Origin of the sequence: Streptomyces sp. NPDC059355, from assembly GCF_042752335.1 — a bacterium.
Taxonomy (GTDB): domain Bacteria; phylum Actinomycetota; class Actinomycetes; order Streptomycetales; family Streptomycetaceae; genus Streptomyces.
The window spans coordinates 1-19,921 of the sequence record NZ_JBHYXN010000042.1; the positions used below are offsets into that span (position 1 = coordinate 1).

The 19,921-nt window shown below is 73.0% G+C and carries 13 protein-coding genes and 1 pseudogene; 8 read left to right on the top strand and 6 right to left on the bottom strand.

Going from position 1 to position 19,921, the window contains the following annotated elements; translation table 11 throughout:
• Window positions 1-317: 317 nt before the first annotated feature.
• Together ACFXGI_RS30380 and ACFXGI_RS30385 are read right to left on the bottom strand one after the other, a co-directional pair.
• Complete coding sequence (locus tag ACFXGI_RS30380; RefSeq protein ID WP_384713445.1) at window positions 318-800, bottom strand: DUF456 domain-containing protein; 483 nt, start codon at window positions 798-800, stop codon at window positions 318-320.
• Between the two features lie 54 nt (window positions 801-854).
• Window positions 855-1,832: a helix-turn-helix domain-containing protein gene (locus ACFXGI_RS30385; RefSeq protein ID WP_384713595.1), complete on the bottom strand. Its 978-nt coding sequence runs from the start codon at window positions 1,830-1,832 to the stop codon at window positions 855-857.
• Between the two features lie 199 nt (window positions 1,833-2,031).
• On the opposite strand from ACFXGI_RS30385, the gene ACFXGI_RS30390 reads away from it, so the two are divergent.
• The 4 genes and pseudogenes from ACFXGI_RS30390 to ACFXGI_RS30405 all read left to right on the top strand — a co-directional run.
• Window positions 2,032-5,802 carry a S8 family serine peptidase gene (locus ACFXGI_RS30390; RefSeq protein WP_384713448.1) on the top strand — a complete coding sequence of 1,257 codons (3,771 nt, stop codon included), beginning with the start codon at window positions 2,032-2,034 and terminating at the stop codon, window positions 5,800-5,802.
• 104 nt (window positions 5,803-5,906) lie between these two features.
• Window positions 5,907-7,532, top strand: a complete 1,626-nt coding sequence (locus ACFXGI_RS30395; RefSeq protein WP_384713451.1) for a protein phosphatase 2C domain-containing protein — start codon at window positions 5,907-5,909, stop codon at window positions 7,530-7,532.
• Between the two features lie 61 nt (window positions 7,533-7,593).
• Window positions 7,594-9,336 (top strand): pyruvate dehydrogenase, encoded by a 1,743-nt coding sequence (locus tag ACFXGI_RS30400; protein ID WP_384713454.1) that lies wholly within the window; start codon window positions 7,594-7,596, stop codon window positions 9,334-9,336.
• 200 nt (window positions 9,337-9,536) lie between these two features.
• Window positions 9,537-9,893, top strand: a pseudogene (locus tag ACFXGI_RS30405) (ATP-binding protein); the annotation flags it as partial.
• Window positions 9,894-10,016: 123 nt separating this feature from the next.
• On the opposite strand, the gene ACFXGI_RS30410 reads toward ACFXGI_RS30405, so the two are convergent.
• Window positions 10,017-11,078, bottom strand: a complete 1,062-nt coding sequence (locus ACFXGI_RS30410; protein WP_384713457.1) for a DUF2637 domain-containing protein — start codon at window positions 11,076-11,078, stop codon at window positions 10,017-10,019.
• Window positions 11,079-11,282: 204 nt separating this feature from the next.
• Window positions 11,283-12,134 (bottom strand): (2Fe-2S)-binding protein, encoded by an 852-nt coding sequence (locus ACFXGI_RS30415; RefSeq protein ID WP_384713460.1) that lies wholly within the window; start codon window positions 12,132-12,134, stop codon window positions 11,283-11,285.
• Window positions 12,135-12,242: 108 nt separating this feature from the next.
• Between ACFXGI_RS30415 and ACFXGI_RS30420 the strand changes: the two genes are divergently transcribed.
• Window positions 12,243-12,947, top strand: coding sequence for a GntR family transcriptional regulator (locus ACFXGI_RS30420; protein WP_384713463.1), 705 nt, complete (start codon window positions 12,243-12,245; stop codon window positions 12,945-12,947).
• 10 nt (window positions 12,948-12,957) lie between these two features.
• Here the strand turns inward: ACFXGI_RS30420 and ACFXGI_RS30425 are convergent, their stop codons facing one another.
• Both ACFXGI_RS30425 and ACFXGI_RS30430 read right to left on the bottom strand, forming a co-directional pair.
• The gene (locus ACFXGI_RS30425) at window positions 12,958-13,746 is read right to left on the bottom strand and encodes a hypothetical protein (protein ID WP_384713466.1); all 789 of its coding nucleotides are present in this window, start codon (window positions 13,744-13,746) and stop codon (window positions 12,958-12,960) included.
• A 187-nt stretch (window positions 13,747-13,933) separates the two neighbouring features.
• Entirely contained in the window at window positions 13,934-15,613 is a 1,680-nt protein-coding gene (locus ACFXGI_RS30430) for a PucR family transcriptional regulator (protein WP_384713469.1), read from the bottom strand.
• A 254-nt stretch (window positions 15,614-15,867) separates the two neighbouring features.
• Here ACFXGI_RS30430 and ACFXGI_RS30435 point away from each other — a divergent pair, with 254 nt between their 5' ends.
• From ACFXGI_RS30435 to pucD, 3 genes are read left to right on the top strand one after another with little or no spacing between them, the layout of a single operon-like run.
• Window positions 15,868-16,764 (top strand): xanthine dehydrogenase family protein subunit M, encoded by an 897-nt coding sequence (locus ACFXGI_RS30435; protein WP_030858075.1) that lies wholly within the window; start codon window positions 15,868-15,870, stop codon window positions 16,762-16,764.
• A 2-nt stretch (window positions 16,765-16,766) separates the two neighbouring features.
• Window positions 16,767-17,402 carry a (2Fe-2S)-binding protein gene (locus ACFXGI_RS30440; RefSeq protein WP_384713474.1) on the top strand — a complete coding sequence of 212 codons (636 nt, stop codon included), beginning with the start codon at window positions 16,767-16,769 and terminating at the stop codon, window positions 17,400-17,402.
• Between the two features lie 2 nt (window positions 17,403-17,404).
• Window positions 17,405-19,810 (top strand): xanthine dehydrogenase subunit D, encoded by a 2,406-nt coding sequence (pucD, locus tag ACFXGI_RS30445; RefSeq protein WP_384713478.1) that lies wholly within the window; start codon window positions 17,405-17,407, stop codon window positions 19,808-19,810.
• The last annotated feature ends 111 nt before the right edge of the window (window positions 19,811-19,921 follow it).

Below are 19,921 nucleotides of genomic sequence, written 5' to 3' on the forward strand. Positions count from 1 at the left end.
CCGGGCCCGACACTCAGCAAGCTCACCCGCCCTCATACAAGCAGCGAACTACCGAACACCGACCGTGACAAGACCAGCTAACAAAGCACTACTAGGGCGTGTCCGCAAAGTCCCGCCTGCCCCGCGACGCCCGGCACGCACTCTCGGCGCACCGGGCGAAATCCCGAGTACGTCCAGTACACGGGCTTCCGCCCGGCACACCGAGAGCACGCACCGGACGCCGCGGGACCGCCCTCCGGGCGGACGGCGCTACTTTGCGGACACGCCCGAGGTATGAAACTGCCGGACGGCAAAGCGGCGTTTCCACGTGCGTACATTCAGTCGGCCACGACCGCCCCGAGCCAGGCGCCCACCACCATCAGGCACGCGAGCAGTTCCACCAGGACGCTCGTGCCCACCGCCCGAATCACCGCCCGTGCCGAGGCCCAGGCCTCGCCGTGCGTGCCCAGCCGCAGCCGCTCGCACAGGTAGACGCCTCCGACGAACCCCGGAACCGCGCCCAGCACCGGCAGCACCACGAAGCCGATCAGCGCGCCCGCGCCCGCGTACACCGTCATCCGGCGGGTGACCCCCACCCCGCGCAGCCGGCGCGGCGGCAGCTGCCACTCGACCACCTGGACCACCAGCAGCAGCACCGTCGCCGAGACCAGCAGGGACCACGCCAGCGCCGACCGCTCGTGCAGCGCCCACCACAGCACCCCCGCCCAGACCAGCCAGGTCCCCGGCACACCCGGGACCAGCACTCCCAGCACCCCGAGCAGGAGCACCAGCCCCACCAGGAGCAGCTGAGGCAGATCCATGCGCTCAGCCTGACCGACCGGGGCCCATCGGGCCACCCAGCCGCCCGGCCCCTCCTACCGGGCCACCCAGCCCCTCTCGTACGCGTGCCAGCCCAGCTGGAGCCGCGTCGTGACCCCGGACAGCTCCATCAGGCCCTTGACCCGCCGCTGCACCGTCCGCAGCCCCAGCTCCAGGTGCTTCGCCACGCTCGCGTCCGTCATCCCGGCCAGCAGCAGCGTCAGGATCTCCAGGTCGGTGGTGTCCGGCACGCCCCCCGACTCCTCCGCCGCGCCCGTCGCCCCCAGCCGCAGCGGCAGCGCCTCCCGCCACACCGCCTCGAAGAGCCCCATCAGGGACTCCAGCAGTCCCGACGCGTGCACCACGAGCGCCGTCGGCTCCGCCCCGCGCGACGTCAGCGGGACCATCGCCAGGGACCGGTCCGCGATCACCAGCTTCGTCGGGACGTCCCCCGTCACCCGGACCTGTTCGCCGCGGGCGAGCGCCGTCGACGCCTCCCTGATCCCCGTCGGCAGGGCCAGTACCTCCCGCTCGATCACGACCCGGTACGCCACGCCCCGCACGGCGGCCCGCTCCTCCGCCTCGTTCTCCATCCCGGTGACCACCTGCGGCCGGCCGCTGACCAGGGCGCACACCTCCTCCGCGGCGCCCAGCTGGAGCTGGTGGAAGCGGTGTGCCACCGCGCTCGCGCCGGTCACCACCTCCACCAGGTCGTGCACCGCGGGCTCGGCGGCCTCCGCCCGGTACTCCTGCGCCAGCAGCGCCGAGGCCAGCTCCGCCTGTTCCAGTTCGTGCCGCTGCTGCGTCAGCAGCGCCCCCAGCGCCACCCCCGGCGGGGCCGCCACCCAGCGCCCCGGCCGGGTCGAGGACTGCGCGGCCAGCCCGTGCCGTTCCAGGTGCCGCAAGGCCCGCTCGGTCTGCGGCACCGGCAGCGCCAGCCGGTGCGCCAGGTCGGCCACCTCCGCCGCCCCCAGGGCCACCAGCGCGCGGTACGCCGCCTCCTGGCCCTCGTCCAGCCCTATCGCACTCAGCAACCGGTCCACCCACCCTCTCCGCACCGTTCGTGGCGGGAAGCGGCCACGGCGCAAACCCGCCGCCGACATCATCGCCGCACCTGACGCCTCTCTGCCAGGGTGACGCCACCGCAGCACCAACATCCGCCGGTCGGAAGCCACTTGCGGGCAGCTTTGCCGTGCAATGCAGCAGTTGGCCGGAATTCACCTGGGGAGAGCGATGCGCCCGATATCGCGTACGGCGGTGGGAGCGGCAGCAGCGGCCGTCCTGGCCGTCACCGCCATCGGCCCGTCGGCGGCGCAGCCGACCGACGGAGCGCCTGGAGGACCGGGGACGAGACCGATCGCGGGGAGCGGAGCGGCCGGAAAGCAGCCCGCGGCCCCCGTCACCGTGACCCTGGTCACGGGCGACCGGATCCTGGTCTCCACCGACCCGGCCGGGCGCACCGCCGCCACCGCGATGCCGCGCGAGGACGGCTCGCAGCCGCTCGTGCAGACCCGCCAGAACGGCAAGGACCTCTACGTCTACCCCGAGAGCGCGGTCAAGGCCCTCGCCGCGGGCACGGTCGACCAGGAGCTCTTCAACGTCACCGGCCTGATCCGGCAGGGCTACGACGACGCCCGCACCAAGAAGCTCCCGCTCATCGCGGTCTACGAGGGCTCCGCCGACCCGGCGCGCAGCGCGCCGCCCGCCCCGCGCGGCGCCGAGCGCTCCCTCGTCCTCGGCTCCATCGGAGCCGTCGCCCTCGCCGCCGACAAGCAGCAGGCCGCCGCTTTCTGGGCGGACGTCACCGACACCCGCTCCCGCGCGGCCGGCGGGCTGAAGAAGCTGTGGCTCGACGGCAAGGTCCAGGCGAACCTGGAGCGGTCCACCAAGCAGGTGGGCGCCACCGCCGCCTGGGCCGCCGGGTACGACGGCGAAGGCACCAAGGTCGCCGTCCTCGACACCGGCACCGACCTGGACCACCCCGACCTCAAGGGCCGCGTCGCCGCGTCGAAGAACTTCACCGACTCCGACACCGACGCGGACCGCCAGGGCCACGGCACCCACACCATCTCCACCGTCGGCGGCTCCGGAGCCGAGAGCGGCGGCGCCAAGAAGGGCGTCGCGCCGGGTACCGCCCTGCTCAGCGGCAAGGTCCTCAACGACCAGGGCCACGGCCTGGACTCGTGGATCATCGCCGGCATGGAATGGGCCGTCGAGAGCAAGGCGGACGTGGTCTCCATGAGCCTCGGCGACCCCTCGCGGACCAGCTGCGACGACCCCATGTCGGTCGCCGCCGAGCGGCTGGCGCAGAGCAGCGGCACCCTCTTCGTGATCGCCGCCGGCAACTCCGGCCCCGGCAACAACACGGTCTCCTCGCCCGGTTGCGCGCCCGGCGTGCTCACCGTCGGCGCCGTCGACCGCGACGACACCACGGCCTCCTTCTCCAGCCGCGGCCCCGCCGGACTCCAGCACATCCTCAAGCCCGAGATCGCCGCCCCCGGGGTCGGGATCTCGGCCGCCGCGGCCGGCGGGCGCGGGGTGTACGCCTACCAGTCCATGTCCGGTACGTCGATGGCCACCCCGCACGTCGCGGGCGCCGCCGCCATCGTCAAGCAGCGCCATCCCGACTGGACCGGACAGCAGGTCAAGGCCGCCCTCGTCGGCTCCGCCGACTCCGGTGTCCCCGGGGACGTACGCCAGACCGGCGGCGGCCGCCTCGACGTCAAGGCCGCGATCGACACCACCGTGACCGGCGCCCCCGCCGTGCAGGGAGGCTCGTACCACTGGCCGCAGGAGCGCGGCGACCGGACGACCGTCCAGATCCCGTACACCAACACGGGCACCCGGCCCGTCACCCTGAACCTCGCCGTCGAGAAGGTCACCGGCAACGACGGCTCGCCCGTGCGCAGCCGGATCGCGGGCCTGGACCGGCGTACGGTCACCGTCCCGGCCGGAGCCACCGTCAAGGTGCCGCTGGCCCTGGACCCGGCGGCCCGGCTGGAGCGCTCCCAGTACGGGGACGTCACCGGGCGCGTCGTCGCCACGGCGGACGGCGTGCACGTCTCCACGCCCTTCTCGCTGTACGTGGAGCCGCAGACCGTCACCCTGCGCGTCAAGCTGATCGACCGCGCAGGCGAGCCCGCCGCCGGACCCTCCTCCCTCGACGTCATCGGCACCGACGACGCCGGCGGGGAGCGCCGCTTCAACGACGGCGCCGCGGACCAGGTCTACCGGGTGCGCCCGGGCTCGTACTTCCTGTCCGCCTTCGTCGGCACGCCCGACGCCGGTGACGGGGCCGCGCTGTACGACTCCCTCACGTACCTGGGCCGCCCCCAGGTCGAGGTCGAGAAGGACACCGTGGTCGTACTGGACGCCCGCAGGGCGGCCCGGCTCTCGATCGCGACCGACCGGCCCACCGAGGCACGCAACACCACCCTCGCCTTCTCCCGTTACTGGGACGAGTCCTGGCTCCACGCGGGCACGGCGATGGGCGGGCGGACGGTCCGCGGCTACTACGCCTCGGTCGAAGGCCGGGCGCACGAGGGGGAGTTCGAGTTCGGCAGCTACTGGCGGGCCGCCGCGCCGCTGATCTCCGAGCTGAAGGTCGCCGGGGGCCCGGCACTGCACCCGATCACCGCCTCCACGGGCAGCGACAACCTCGACGGGACGGGCGGCGCGCCGCTGGTCGACGCGGGCGCCGGCACCCCCGAGGAGCTCGCCGCGGCCGGGTCCAAGGGCGCGATCGTCCTGGTCAAGGCCGTGGACGGCTCGCTGTACGAGGTCGCTGAGAATGCCAGGGCGGCCGGGGCCAGGGCGGTGCTCGCCCACCGGGAGGCCCCCGGCCGCTGGACCGGCTTCACCGGCTACGCGGGCGGCTCGCTCCCCGCGCTGACCATCGAGAGGCCGGAGGCGGAGGCGCTGCTCGCGCGGCTCGCGGCGGGCAGGGTCGCGCTGAACTGGAAGGGCAGCGCGAAGAGCCCGTACGTCTACAACCTGGCGCAGGTGGAGAAGGGCGCGGTGCGGGGGGACCGGACCTACCGGGTGCGCGACCGCGACCTCGGCTCCGTCGGGTCCACGTACCACGCGATGGGCGTGGCCGCCGACTTCACCGACCTGACCGGCGCGTACCGGCCGCTGGGCAACGCCGTCCACTTCGGCGGCCTGGACACCGTGGCCGTGCCGGGCAAGCGCACCGAGCTCTACTCCGCCGGGGACACGGCGTGGGACCACATGGTCTCCAGCAGCTTCCCGTGGGGCGAGTTCATGACCGACCGGCAGCGCACGTACGCCAAGGGCGGCAAGCGGAGCGAGAGCTGGTACGACGGGGTCATCGGCCCGGTCGCCGGCCGCGACCTCGCGGGCCGGCCGCAGCCGGCCGCCGAGCGGCAGGGCAACCTGATCGGCTTCGCCTCCGCGATGTGGGGGGACACCGGGCACTTCGCGCAGCCGGGCTCCTTCGGGGACGTCGGCGCACTGGTCCTCAGGCGGGGCGGCGAGCAGATCGGGGACAGCTGGTACCCGTCGGGGGTCTTCGAGGTCCCGGCGGAGGAGGCCACCTACGAACTGACGCAGAAGATCGAGAAGTTCGGCCAGCCGGCGCGCACGTGGCAGCGCTCGCAGGCGGTGGCCACCACGTGGACCTTCCGCTCGCACCAGGACCCGGCTCAGTACTCCCAGTCCATCCCGATCCTGTTCCCCTCCCTCTCGATCCCGGCGGACGGCATGAAGACGCTTCCTGCGGAGAACGGGCAGCGGATCGGGCTGGGCGCGACGGGGCACGCGGGGTACCTGCCGGGGGCGCTGACGTCGGTGAAGCTGGCGTACTCGTACGACGGTGAGCACTGGACGCAGGCGCCCGTCGCCGAGCGGGACGGGCGCTGGTCCGCGGTCGTGGACCACGCCGGGGCCGAGGCCGGCCGGCCGGTTTCACTGAAGGTGGAGCTCACCGACGCGAACGGTGCGGCCGTCACCCAGACGGTCGTGCGGGCGTACGACATCCGTTAGGTCGTACGAGAGATACGAAATGGGGTTCACCGGGCGGCGGCCCGGTGGACCCCATTTCGCGTATTCGGCGTTTCCCGCCGCTGCGGGGGGCCAAGAATGGGCCCATGAGTCAGCAGGGCGCGGACGACTGGTGGCAGAAGCTGTATGAAACCCCGGACCCGGACCCGGCCGCCACCCCGGACCCGGCCGACACCCTGGACACCCGCTTCCATTCGGCATCGTCCCTCACGCACCAGGTCCCGGCCCAGGGCCAGACCCCGCCGGGGCCGCAGGGCGTGCCGCCGGAGCCCGGGGCGGGATCCCGGCCCCCGGGGGAGCCGCCGGAGCCGCCCGGGCCGCCGCCGTACGCCGTGCTGCCCGGGCCGCGCCGGGAGGTCGGGCCGGAGCCGGCGCCGCCGCCCCGGGACCCCCGGGAACCCGGCGCGACGGGATACGGCCTGGGCAGTGTGACGGTGCCGCCGGTGCTTCCCGAGGAACAGCCCGAACCGCCGGTCCGGCGGTTCGGCGCCCCACCAGGTGCCCCGGCCGCAGAGGCGTTCCCCGAGCGGACCCCCTACGGGGACACCGGCGCACCACCGCGGCCCGACGCGCACGGGGCTCGCGTGCCCGGCCCCGGGACCGGTGGGCCCGCCGCCGCGCCCGCACCCCCGCCCTACCCCGACCCCGGCTCCGGTCCGGGGCCCCGGACCGGCCACGAGCCCTCGACCGTCCCCGATCGCGTGCCGGACCCGCGTGCCGATGCCGATTCCGATGCCGAGCCTCCGGCTCCGTGGGAGGTCCCCGGCGCCGGACAGCGGCCCGATGCGGCTCCCCCGGCCGTATCCGGGACTCCTGTCGCCGGTGAGCCCTGGGACGGCGCCGGTGGTGGGGAGCGCCCGGCCGTGGGGTTCCTCGGGGACCGGGCTCCCACCTACGCCGCCGAGCCCGGGGCGCTGCCGCTCGCCGATCCTGGGGCGCTCGGGGAACTCGTGCCCGACACCGTGCTCGAAGGGGCCCGCCATGGGGCGTACACCCTGCGCGCCACCTCCGTGCGCGGGGACTCCGCCCGGTTCCGAGGCGAGGCCCGGCGGGACTTCCTGCTGACCGCCCGCTTCGGCACCGGCGACGACGCCCTCGTCCTCGTCGCCCTCGCCGGAGGGGACCGCGCCGCCCCCGGCGCCGCCGAGGCCGCCGCCGAGCTGTGCCGGTGGATCGCCTCCGCCGTCGGCCGGAGCCGCCGGCGCCTCGCCGACGACATCCGCGCCGGCCGGCGCGACGCCCTGCGCTCGGGGCTCCAGCGGCTCACCGACCGCGGCTACGGACGGCTGCGCGCCCACGCCGCCGAACTCGGGCTCCCGGAGGAGGCGTACACCGCCGGCCTGCGCGTCCTGCTGCTCCCCATCGATCCCGAGTGCAAGACCCGGATCTGCTTCGGCTCGGGCGCCGGCGGCCTGTTCCGGCTCCGCGGCGGGACCTGGGAGGACCTGGAGCCGCAGCGGGCGGAGCCGGACGAGAGCGGCGCCGACGGGTTCCGGTTCCGCGCCGCCGTGGCCCGGCCCCGCGACACCCTGCTCCTCTGCTCCGGCGGGCTCGCCGACCCGATGCGCGAGGAGGGGCTCCTTTCGGCCGAACTCGCGGCCCGCTGGGCCGACCGGGAACCCCCCGGCCTCGCGGTCTTCCTCGCGGACACCCAGCTCCGCCTCAAGGGGTACGCCGACGACCGGACGGCCGCCGCCGTCTGGGAGGCGTGACGGCGCGGAGTGTGGATGGATGGGCGGGCGTACCCGGCAGGCAACGGAAGGGCGCCACCCCATGGGCAAGCAGAACGTGGCGGAGCAGTTCGTCGACATCCTCGTACGCGCCGGCGTGCGCCGGATGTACGGAGTCGTCGGCGACAGCCTGAACCCCGTCGTCGACGCCATCCGCCGGACCGGCGGCATCGAGTGGATCCAGGTCCGGCACGAGGAGACCGCCGCCTTCGCCGCCGGTGCCGAGGCCCAGATCACCGGCCGGCTCGCCGCCTGCGCGGGCTCCTGCGGCCCCGGCAACCTGCACCTGATCAACGGCCTCTACGACGCCCACCGCTCCATGGCCCCGGTCCTCGCGCTCGCCTCCCACATCCCCTCCGGCGAGATCGGCCTCGGCTACTTCCAGGAGACCCACCCCGACCGGCTGTTCACCGAGTGCAGCCACTACTGCGAGCTGATCTCCAACCCGCAGCAGATGCCCCGCGTACTCCAGAGCGCGATCCAGCACGCCATCGGCCGCAGCGGCGTCGGCGTGGTCGCGCTGCCCGGTGACATCGCCTCCCTCCCGGCTCCGGAGAAGAGCGTCGAGCACGCGCTCGTGACCGCGCGGCCGACCGTACGCCCCGGTGACGGGGAGATCGAGAAGCTGGTCCGGCTCGTCGACGAGGCCGACAAGGTCACCCTGTTCTGCGGCAGCGGCGCCGCCGGGGCGCACGCCGAGGTCATGGAGTTCGCGGGCCGGGTCAAGGCCCCCGTCGCGCACGCCCTGCGCGGCAAGGAATGGATCCAGTACGACAACCCGTACGACGTCGGCATGAGCGGGCTGCTCGGCTACGGCGCCGCCTACGAGGCCACGCACGAGTGCGACCTGCTGATCCTGCTCGGCACGGACTTCCCGTACAACGCCTTCCTGCCCGACGACGTGAAGATCGTCCAGGTGGACATCCGCCCCGAACACCTCGGCCGGCGCTCGCAGTTGGACCTGGCCGTCTGGGGGGACGCGCGGGAGACCCTGCGCGCCCTGAACGCCCGGGTCAAGGCCAAGACGGACCGCCGCTTCCTGGACCGGATGCTGAAGAAGCACGCGGACGCCCTGGAAGGCGTGGTGAAGGCGTACACCCGCAAGGTGGAGAAGCACACCCCGGTCCATCCCGAGTACGTGGCCGCCGTCCTCGACGAAATCGCCGACGAGGACGCCGTGTTCACCGTCGACACGGGCATGTGCAATGTGTGGGCGGCGCGCTATCTTTCCCCGAACGGCAAGCGGCGCATCATCGGCTCCTTCAGCCACGGCTCCATGGCCAACGCCCTCCCGCAGGCCATCGGCGCACAGTTCACCGACCGCACCCGTCAAGTGGTGTCGATGTCAGGCGACGGCGGTTTCTCGATGCTGATGGGAGATTTCCTCACCCTGGTGCAGTACGACCTGCCCGTCAAAGTGGTCCTTTTCAACAACTCATCCCTCGGCATGGTCGAGTTGGAGATGCTGGTTTCCGGCCTTCCGTCGTACGGAACGACCAACCGCAACCCGGATTTCGCCGCGATCGCCCGTGCGGCGGGTGCGTTCGGGGTCCGGGTCGAGAAGCCCAAGCAGCTCGCAGGGGCTTTGAGGGACGCGTTCCGGCACGAGGGACCCGCCTTGGTGGACGTGGTGACCGACCCCAACGCCTTGTCCATTCCACCCAGGATCAGCGCCGAGATGGTGGCCGGTTTCGCACTTTCCGCCAGCAAGATCGTGCTGGACGGTGGCGTGGGAAGGATGATCCAGATGGCTCGATCCAACCTGCGCAACGTGCCGCGCCCGTAAGCCCGCAGGAGTGCGGATTGCCCCGGCGGGCATGCATCCCCGTAGACCAGTTCGAGATCAACGGGAACTTACGGGGGAGGGGCATCGCCGTGCGGGTGGGGGCGAAGACCGGGAAGCAGTGGAGGAGAGGGCGGCCCGAACCGCGTGAACCGTCCGTCGAGGGCGGGAGAGCGGTGGAAGCGCTGGAGATCACCCGAAGCATACGCCGGGCAGATCTCAAGGCTGTGGGCGAAGTGAGGCTGGCATTAAGGGAGTTGATGCGCCACCGGTGCCCGGCCGACACCGCCGAGGTGGCGGAGCTGCTGATCACCGAGCTCGTCACCAACGCCCTCGTCCACACCGACCAGGGCGCGGAGGTGTCCGCACGGCTCGCCGCGGACCGGCTGAGGGTGGAGGTCAGTGACCGCGTCTCGCGCCGGCCCCGGCCGTACGTACCGACCGCCGACGACGGTACGCACGGCCGGGGTCTGATGCTGGTGCAGGCCCTCGCCGACGCCTGGGGCGTGGACGTGCCCGCGCAGACCGGAGGCAAGGTGGTCTGGTTCGAGCTGGACGGCGCCCTCGGCGGCCGGGCCTACGACGGGGCGTACGACGGCTCCTACGGCGCGGCGTACGACGCGAGGTACGACGGAGGGACCGCCTGACGGCGGGCCCTCCGGGGTCGGTCCTGCACGCGGCCGTCAGCCGAACTGCTGCTCCAGGTCCTTGAGTTTGCGTTCGAGGGAGTCGAGGCGGGGGATCGTCTGGGTGTCGTCCTCGGCGGTCAGGTCCACCGTCCGGGTGCCGGTCACCTCAGCGGTCTCGGGGCCCTGCACGGCCTGCAGGGAGGGCCGGCGGCGCGGAGCGGGCAGCTGTTCCGTTTCCGCTATGGCCGGCTCCGCGCCGACCGGCGCGGAGCCCGATCCGGGGGTCAGCCCCGGTACGTCGACCTGGCGGGCGCGGGAACGTCCGAACGCCCGGTTCTGCCGGCCCAGGGCCTTGATGCGGGCCCGGTCCAGCCGGTTCTGGTCGCGCCGGCGGTGGCGGTCCTGCTCCCGCTCGCGCTTGTCCTCGCGTACCTCCTCGACGGCCTCGTCGAGGGTGCGCACCCCCTCCAGCAGCATGAGGGACCAGGCGCCGAAGGTCTCCCGGGGGGCCCGAAGCCAGCGGACCATCCGGATCTGCGGCAACGGCCGCGGGATCAGGCCCTGTTCGCGCAGAGCGGCCCGGCGGGTCTGCTTGAGGGCGCGGTCGAAGAGCACGGCCGCCGAGAGCGACATTCCGGAGAAGAACTGCGGGGCCCCGTCGTGCCCGGCGCCGCGCGGCGCGTGCACCCAGTTGAACCAGGCGGCCGCGCCCGCGAACAGCCAGACCAGCATGCGGGAGCCGAGGGCCGCGTCACCGTGGCTGGCCTCGCGGACGGCGAGCACCGAGCAGAACATGGCGGCGCCGTCGAGACCGAAGGGGACCAGGTACTCCCAGCCTCCGGAGAGGTTCAGGTTCTGGCGTCCGAAGCCGACCAGTCCGTGGAAGGAGAGCGCGGCGGCGACCGCCGCACAGCAGAACAGCAGGACGTAGGAGGCGGTTCCGTAGACGGCTTCCTTGCGCCGCCGCCGCTCTTCGCTGCGCTCCCAGGTGTCTTCGGCCGCGGCCTTGTCGCCTTCCCGCTTGCCCCGGGCCAGTACCGCAACTGCCGCAAGTACGCCCAGGATCAGCAGGCTGCCGGGCAGCAGCCAGTCCAGCGATATGTCGGTCAGTCTCATGCGGATGTCCCTTGCCTCTGCCTCGCGTGTGCGGCCTTCCGGGAGCCATGGTGACGCAGGAGATCGGCCCGGCATGCGGGTTTCGGGGCAAGTGGACGCCATCGGGGGGTGGGGCCCGCCGGATAGGGTGTTGTGGCTCGAACTACTGCCCGTGCGACCGGAGTTGCGTTCGATTACGGTCAGTCGTACGAGTGGGTTCAGAGGTCAGGCAGCAGTCGTGAGGCGGACGATGCGGTCCGCGTCGCAGGTGCGGGGACAGGTGGTGCAGGTGTCCTCGGGCCGGATCGTGTAGAAGAGGCAGCAGCTGGCCCGGTCCCGGGTGGGGAGCTGTTCCCCGCGCGGGCCGGAGAGCGTGCGGAACGCCGCACCGGCGGTGTACGGGGCCGTCCGGCCGGGCAGCAGCGCCTCCAGCTCGGCCATGGCCCGGTGCTCCTCGTCCACGAGCTTCCCGAGGTGCCAGACGCCCGAGACGATCTCGTCGGTCACCATGCCCCACAGGGCGCGGCGCCCGCGCCGCATGCGCGTGCCGAAGCCCTCCAGCAGCGGTTCGAGGTGGTGGGCCACCGCAGCCCGCACCTCGGCGCGCAGCGCCTCCTCGTCGGGCACGACACGGGCCCCGGGGAGAGCGGCCGCGGGGTCGTCCGGCAGGCAGGAGAAGGACTCGACGTGCACGCTCATGCGCCCCTGGGTCCGGTGGAACGCCACGTCGTGCGCCGACAGGCGGGGCACCCGGCGGTCGAGGAACCAGGGGGCCGTGATGAGCAGGCACGCGGGCCACGCGTACCGGTGCAGCCCGAAGGTGGCCACCACGTCGGGGCGGGCCTGGCGGCCGTAGTCCCGCAGGACCTGGGCGTCGTCCCAGGCGAGGTAGCCGTCCACCTCGGCCCCGCCGGCCGCGAGCGCGTCCGCGCCGATCCACCCCACACCGCGGGGGGCGGGCTCGTGCGCCGCGCGCTCGGCGACCTGGAGGCGGGGGTACGCCTTCGACAGGCGTGCGTACGCGTCCGCCACCGGAGAGCCGGCCGGGGGCAGGGCGACGACGGAGCTGTCGGGCATGGCGGGACCACCGATTCACACGGTCGAAAGCGACAAAGGTAAGCCTAACCTTATCTGATCTAGGGCGGCCGTACCAGCGCCTGCCGGACCGATTCGCCTATTCTCGGGATGCTTACGTCAGGTCGAGACCCCGAGGAGGACCGAGTGCGCGAAGCGGCCCACGGCAGGGTGGCGGCGCAAAAGACGGCGGTGCGGAAGGTGCTGCGCCATTCGGTGCGCGGGCAGGTGCTCGACGCGCTGCGCGCGGCGCTCGTCGACGGGGAGCTGGTGCCGGGGGAGATCTACTCCGGGCCGGCCCTGGGGGAGCGCTTCGGCGTCTCCGCGACGCCCGTGCGCGAGGCGATGCAGCAGCTGGCGCTGGAGGGGGCGGTGGAGTGCCTCCCGAACCGGGGCTTCCGCGTGCTGTCGCGTACGCCGCGGACCCTGGCGGAGCTGGCGGAGGTACGGGCGCTGCTGGAGGTGCCGGTGGTGCTGGGCCTGGCCCGTACGGTCCCGGCGGAGGCCTGGGCGGCGCTGCGGCCGGTGGCGGCCGCGGCCGCGGAGGCCGCCGCGGCGGGTGACCTGGCGGGGTACGCGGACGCGGACCGGGCCTTCCACCGGGAGCTGCTCTCCCTGGGCGGGAACGAGCAGCTGGTCTCCGTGGCGCAGGACCTGCACCGCCGGTCCCAGTGGCCCCTCACGGGAGCTCCGAGGGCGCGGCGGGCGGAGCTCGTGCGGGACGCGGCGGAGCACACGGCCCTGCTGGAGGCCCTGATCACGGGCGACCTCCCGCTCGTGGAACAGGTGCTCCGCCCTCACTTCGGCGCGGGCTGAGCCCGGCGCCTCAGACGCCCGCGGGGCTGGGCCTGTCCGGGTGCAGCTGGTCGGCCAGCCAGGTCGGGATGCCGCCCAGGAGGTGGAACAGCCGGCGGGCCTCCGCGCGCAGGCGGGCCGCCTCCGGTTCCGGCTCGGCTTCGGCCAGAGCCGCCAGCGCGGGGGCCGTGCCGATCAGGAATCCCAGGTCCTCCCGGATGCGCAGGGACTCCGCGAAGCCCTGGCGGGCCTCCGCCACCTCCCCGTCCCGGAGGGACAGCGCCGCCAGGTGGCGCCAGGTGAAGGACAGCAGCAGGGTGTCCCCGTGCGCCAGCGCCCCGGCATGGGCCCGGCGGTACGCCGGACGGGCCGACTGCGGGGCGTCCGCGAGGTGCTCCGCGACCAGCCCCCGCCGGAAGTCCAGCAGCGGGCGCGTCCGTGACCCGGGGGACAGCAGCGCCGCCGCCCGGCCCAGTGCGGAACGGGCCTCGTCCGAGCGGTCGCGGACCCCGAGCACGGTCGCCGCGTACGCCAACTGCCCCCGCTCGCACGCCGCCGCGCCCCGCTCGTCGTCGTCGTGGGCCACCGCCTCCGCGACCCGCAGCGCGTCCTCGGCCTCCGCCCACCCCTGCCCGGTGAACAGGCACCGCTCGACCAGCAGCGCGGTCCGCTGCACGGCCGCGCCGGCGTCGTGCAGGTGAGGCGTCAGCAGGGCTGCCGCGTCGGTCCAACAGCCGCGCGAGCGCAGCCGCCATATCGCCCGCTGGAGGGGGTCGTCTCCCCCCGTAGATCCGGCACCGGACATGGCGGTATCCGCCACATTGCCCTCCCCAAAGCAACCAAGCAGCACGTCGTTGAGCCCTGGGGCGAAATGAGAGCACGGATCGGAGCCTTCGGCCAAGGGGTCGGGTGAACTCTTTCACAAAGTCCGGACGCCGTGTCAGGTGCCCTCGCGCCGCCTCGCGCCGGCTCCCGGCCGCGCGGGGCGGCTCCGTGGCCGGATCCGCTCAGCTCATCCGCAGTGCCAGGAAGAAGTCGAGCTTGTCCTCCAGCCGCGCGAGGTCACGCCCCGTCAACTGCTCGATTCGCCCGACCCGGTACCGCAGGGTGTTGACGTGGAGGTGCAGCCGCGTCGCGCAGCGCGTCCACGAGCCGTCGCAGTCCAGGAACGCCTCCAGCGTCGGGATGAGCTCCGCGCGGTGGCGGCGGTCGTAGTCCCGCAGCGGGTCCAGCAGGCGGGCCGTGAAGGCGCGGCGCACGTCGTCCGGGACGAACGGCAGCAGCAGGACGTGCGAGGCCAGCTCGTGGTGGCCCGCAGCGCAGACCCGGCCCGGGCGCGCCGCGGCGACCCGGCGGGCGTGCCGGGCCTCCTCCAGCGCCCCGCGCAGCCCCTCGGCGGAGTGCACGGCGGCGCTGACGCCCAGGGTGAGCCGGCCGTCGTCGGCCAGGCCCGCCTGCAGGGGTTCCCGTACGACGGAGAGCAGCTCGTCGGCGTGCAGGGCGCGGTCCGGGCCCTTCTCCTCGCCGGGCTCCGCGGCGAGCGCGGGCAGCGGTACGAGCGCGATGGCCTCGTCGCCCGCGTGGGCCACGGCGATCCGGTCCGAGGGCTCGGGCCCCGAGACGGACTGGTCGACCAGGATCTCCTCCAGCAGCGACTGGGCCACCGGGCCGCCGGGGATGTCCCCGCCTTCCCAGTCGACCCGCGCGACGACGACCTGCCAGTGCGGGGCGCTGCCCAGCCCGGGCAGCAGCACCGGGGCCGCGACCCGCAGGCGGGCGGCGATCTCGGCGGGCGGGGCGCCCGTCTGGACCAGCTCCAGCACCTCCTGGGCGAGACGGCGGCGCACCGTGCGGGCGGCATCGCGCCGGTCCCGCTCGACGGCGATCAGCTGGGTGACGCCCTGGAGCAGGTCGAGCCGCTCGGCGGGCCAGTCCCCGGCGTCCGCCTCGACGGCGAGCAGCCAGTCCGAGAGCACGCTCTCGCGCACGTCACGGGCCCCGGGAGCGCCCGGGCCGCGGCCCGCTCCCCTGATCGGGAAGAGGGAGTAGGTAATACCCTGGATGGAGATCCGGTGCGGGCCCCTGCGCCCGGTGCGGACCGCCGCCAGGTGTTCTCCGGCCAGGGCCGCACAGACGCCCGGTGCCAGGGGTTCGCCCGCTCCGGCGATCTGCCGGCCCGTGGGGGACAGCACCCAGGCGCGCAGATCGAGGTCGGTGGTGAGCAGATCGAGCACCACATCGGGTCCACCGCCCGCCGGGCCGGACGTCATCAGGCGGCGGTGCCGGTCGACCACGGCCGCGAGATCGCCGGCGCGCTCTCCGGAGACCTGCCGCACCACGTACTCCGTGATCGTGGCGAATGCAACGTCTTCGTTCACGGCGAACAACGGCAGCCGGTTGCGCCGACAGGCTGAAACGAGATCGTCGGGGATGTCCCCGAGCTCCGCCTCGCCGGCCGCGAGGCCCGCGACGCCCGCGCTCGCGAGGATTCGTACGAACGGCTCGGAGTCGGCCGAATTTCTTCGCCAGGCCAGGCCGGTGAGGACGAGTTCGCCCCCGGTGAGGTATCGGCTGGGATCCCGTAGGTCGGTCGTCATGACGCCGCGGACCGTCCGGTCGAGTTCGTCCTCGCCGCCCAGCAGCCGCAGCCCCAGCGCCTCGGTTTCCAGCAGTGCGCGCAGCCGCATGGTGTCGCCGCCGATCTGTCTCGAATGTTGCCGTTGGAAATCGGGCAGGTCGTTGCATCCTGCCTTTCATACGAATCTACAAGACGAGGGAGGCCGCCAGCCAACTCCTTCATGGTTTCGGTGACTGCACCCGAAGGACGCACGGCTTGTGTACTGACTCCACACCGCGTTAACAGCACGTGAACGACCAGTCGAGGGCCCGAGGGCCTCCTGGCTTGAAGTGAACGACACGATGAAGAAGAAGAGAGCCGCACATGGACTTCCTTCGCCCCGCCAGCTGGGAGGAGGCGCTCGCCGCTAAGGCCGAGTACCCCACAGCTGTGCCGATTGCGGGTGGCACCGACATCATGGTCGAGATCAACTTCGACCACCGTCGGCCGGAGTACCTCCTGGACCTGAACCGCATCGGTCTGCTGCGGGAGTGGGAGGTCGGCGAGGACGTGGTCCGGCTGGGCGCCTCCGTTCCGTACACGCAGATCATGGAGAACCTCCGGACGGAGCTCCCGGGACTCGCGCTCGCCTCGCACACGGTCGCGTCCCCGCAGATCCGCAACCGCGGCGGCGTCGGCGGCAACCTCGGTTGCGCCTCGCCGGCCGGCGACTCCCACCCCGCGCTGCTCGCGGCGGGTGCCGAGGTCGAGGTGGAGTCCGTACGGGGCTCCCGCCTGATCCCGATCGACGAGTTCTACACCGGCGTGAAGCGCAACGCGCTCGCCGCCGACGAGCTCATCAAGACCGTCCACGTGAAGAAGGCGGACGGTCCCCAGCAGTACTCCAAGGTCGGCTCCCGCAACGCGATGGTCATCGCCGTCTGCGCGTTCGGTCTGGCGCTGCACCCCGAGACCCGCACGGTCCGTACGGGCATCGGATCGGCCGCGCCGACCCCGATCCGTGCGAAGGCCGCCGAGGAGTTCCTGAACGCCGCGCTCGAAGAGGGCGGTTTCTGGGAGTCCCGCAAGGTCATCACCCCGTCGATCGCCAAGCAGTTCGGTGACCTCGCCACCGGCGCGGCCAACCCGATCGACGACGTCCGCGGCACGGCGAAGTACCGCCGTCACGCGGTCGGCATCATGGCTCGCCGCCAGCTCGTCTGGACCTGGGAGCAGTACCGCGGAACCGGCCACGGCCGCTCGCTCGAAGGGGCTGCGTAATCATGCGCGTCAATTTCACCGTCAACGGCCGTCAGCAGGAAGCGGACGACGTCTGGGAGGGCGAGTCCCTTCTCTACGTGCTCCGCGAGCGCCTGGGCCTGCCGGGCTCGAAGAACGCCTGTGAGCAGGGCGAGTGCGGTTCCTGCACCGTTCGTCTCGACGGCGTGCCGGTCTGTTCCTGTCTGGTGGCGGCCGGACAGGTCGAGGGCCGCGACGTCGTGACCGTCGAGGGTCTGGCGGAGTTCGCCAAGCAGCGCGAGGAGCACGGCCACGGCGGTGCGTGCGGCACCGGCGGCGGCTGCGGCTCCAAGGCCGGCGTCACCCTCGACGCGGCCAAGCAGTGGCAGGCGCACGGGCCCGACAGCGAGCTCCGCTCGCGGGCGGCCGACTCCCAGACCGGCGAGGGTGTGCAGCTCTCCAACATCCAGCAGGCGTTCATCGACGCCGGCGCTGTGCAGTGCGGCTTCTGCACCCCCGGTCTGCTGGTGCAGGCCGACGCGCTGCTCGAACAGAACAACTCCCCGTCCGACCAGGACATCCGTGAGGCCCTGTCCGGCAACCTCTGCCGCTGCACGGGCTACGAGAAGATCCTCGACGCGGTCCGCCTGGCGGCCGCACGTCAGGGAGAGGCGGTCTGACCATGGCTCAGAACACCCGCACGGTACCGGCCGGCACGCCGACCAACGTCACCCAGAAGCACAACAAGGGCGGCATCGGCGAGTCCACGCTCCGCCCCGACGGCACCCTCAAGGTCACCGGCGAGTTCGCGTACTCCTCGGACATGTGGCACGAGGACATGCTCTGGGGCCAGACCCTGCGCAGCACCGTCGCCCACGCCGAGATCGCCTCGATCGACATCTCCGAGGCCCTCGCGATGCCGGGCGTCTACTCGGTGCTCACCTACGACGACCTGCCGGCCGAGATGAAGAACTACGGCCTGGAGATCCAGGACACCCCGGTCCTCGCCAACGGCCGGGTGCGCCACCACGGTGAGCCGGTCGCCCTCGTGGCAGCCGACCACCCGGAGACCGCCCGCCGCGCGGCCGCCAAGATCAAGATCGACTACCGGGAGCTGCCGGTCGTCACGGACGAGGCCTCCGCCCTCGCCGCGGACGCCCCGCTGATCCACCCGGGCCGCGACGACCACCACTCCGGTCACGTCCCGCACCCGAACGTCGTGCACCGCCAGCCGATCATCCGCGGCAACGTGGAAGAGGCCCGCAAGCGCGCCGACGTCATCGTCGAGGGCGAGTACACCTTCGGCATGCAGGACCAGGCCTTCCTCGGCCCGGAGTCCGGCCTTGCCGTGCCCTCCGAGGACGGCGGTGTCGACCTCTACGTCGCCACCCAGTGGCTGCACTCGGACCTCAAGCAGATCGCCCCCGTCCTCGGTCTCCCCGAGGAGAAGGTCCGCATGACGCTCTCGGGCGTCGGCGGTGCCTTCGGCGGCCGCGAGGACATCTCGATGCAGATCCACGCCTGCCTCCTGGCCCTGGCCACGAACAAGCCGGTCAAGATCGTCTACAACCGGTTCGAGTCCTTCTTCGGCCACGTGCACCGCCACCCGGCGAAGCTGTACTACGAGCACGGCGCCACCAAGGACGGCAAGCTCACGCACATGAAGTGCAAGATCGTCCTGGACGGCGGCGCGTACGCGTCCGCTTCCCCGGCGGTCGTGGGCAACGCCTCCTCGCTGTCGGTCGGCCCGTACGTCCTCGAGGACGTCGACATCGAGGCGATCGCGCTCTACACGAACAACCCGCCCTGCGGCGCGATGCGCGGCTTCGGCGCCGTCCAGGCCTGCTTCGCGTACGAGGCCCAGATGGACAAGCTCGCGGCGAAGCTGGGCATGGACCCGGTCGAGTTCCGCCAGCTGAACGCCATGGAGATGGGCACGATCATGCCCACCGGCCAGGTCGTGGACTCCCCGGCGCCCGTCGCCGAGCTGCTGCGCCGGGTCAAGGCCCGCCCGCTGCCGCCCGAGCGTCAGTGGGAGACCGCCGGCGAGGGCGCGGACGTCCGCGCACTGCCGGGCGGCCTCTCCAACACCACCCACGGCGAGGGCGTCGTGCGCGGCGTCGGCTACGCGGTCGGCATCAAGAACGTCGGCTTCTCCGAGGGCTTCGACGACTACTCCACCGCCCGCGTGCGCCTGGAGGTCATCAACGGCGAGGCCGTCGCGATGGTCCACACGGCCATGGCGGAGGTCGGCCAGGGCGGTGTCACGGTCCACGCGCAGATCGCCCGTACCGAGCTGGGCGTCACGCAGGTGACCATCCACCCGGCCGACACGCAGGTCGGCTCGGCCGGTTCCACGTCCGCCTCGCGGCAGACGTACATGACCGGTGGCGCCGTGAAGAACACCTGCGAGGCCGTCCGCGAGGCCGTCCTGGAGATCGGCCGCCGCAAGAACGGGTCCTACCACCCGGCGTGGGCGACCGCCGAGCTGCTCCTCGAAGGCGGCAAGATCGTCACCGACGGCGGAGAGGTCCTCGCGGACATCGCCGACATCCTGGAGGGCGAGGACGCGATCGACCTGGAGCTGGAGTTCCGGCACCGGCCGACCGTCGCCTTCGACCTGAAGACCGGCCAGGGCGACGGCCACGTCCAGTACACCTTCGCCGCCCACCGCGCGGTGGTCGAGGTGGACACCGAGCTCGGCCTGGTGAAGGTCGTCGAGCTGGCGACCGCGCAGGACGTCGGCAAGGCCCTGAACATGCTCTCCGTGGTCGGCCAGATCCAGGGTGGTACCACCCAGGGCCTGGGCGTCGCGATCATGGAGGAGATCATCGTGGACCCGAAGACCGCGAAGGTGCGCAACCCCTCCTTCACGGACTACCTGATCCCGACCATCCTCGACACCCCGACCATCCCGGTCGACGTCCTGGAGCTCGCCGACCCGAACGCGCCGTACGGCCTTCGCGGTATGGGCGAGGCCCCCACCCTGTCGTCCACCCCGGCCGTGATCGCGGCGATCCGGGCGGCGACCGGTCTGGAGATCAACAAGACGCCGATCCGTCCGGAAGCCCTCACCGGCACCCTCTAGGACGGCGTGGTGGGGGGGGGGGGGGGGGGGCCGCCCCCCCCCCCCCCCCCCCCCCCGCGGGGGCCGCGGCGGCGAGGCCGCCCAGCCACGCCCCGCCCCCCCCCCCCCCCC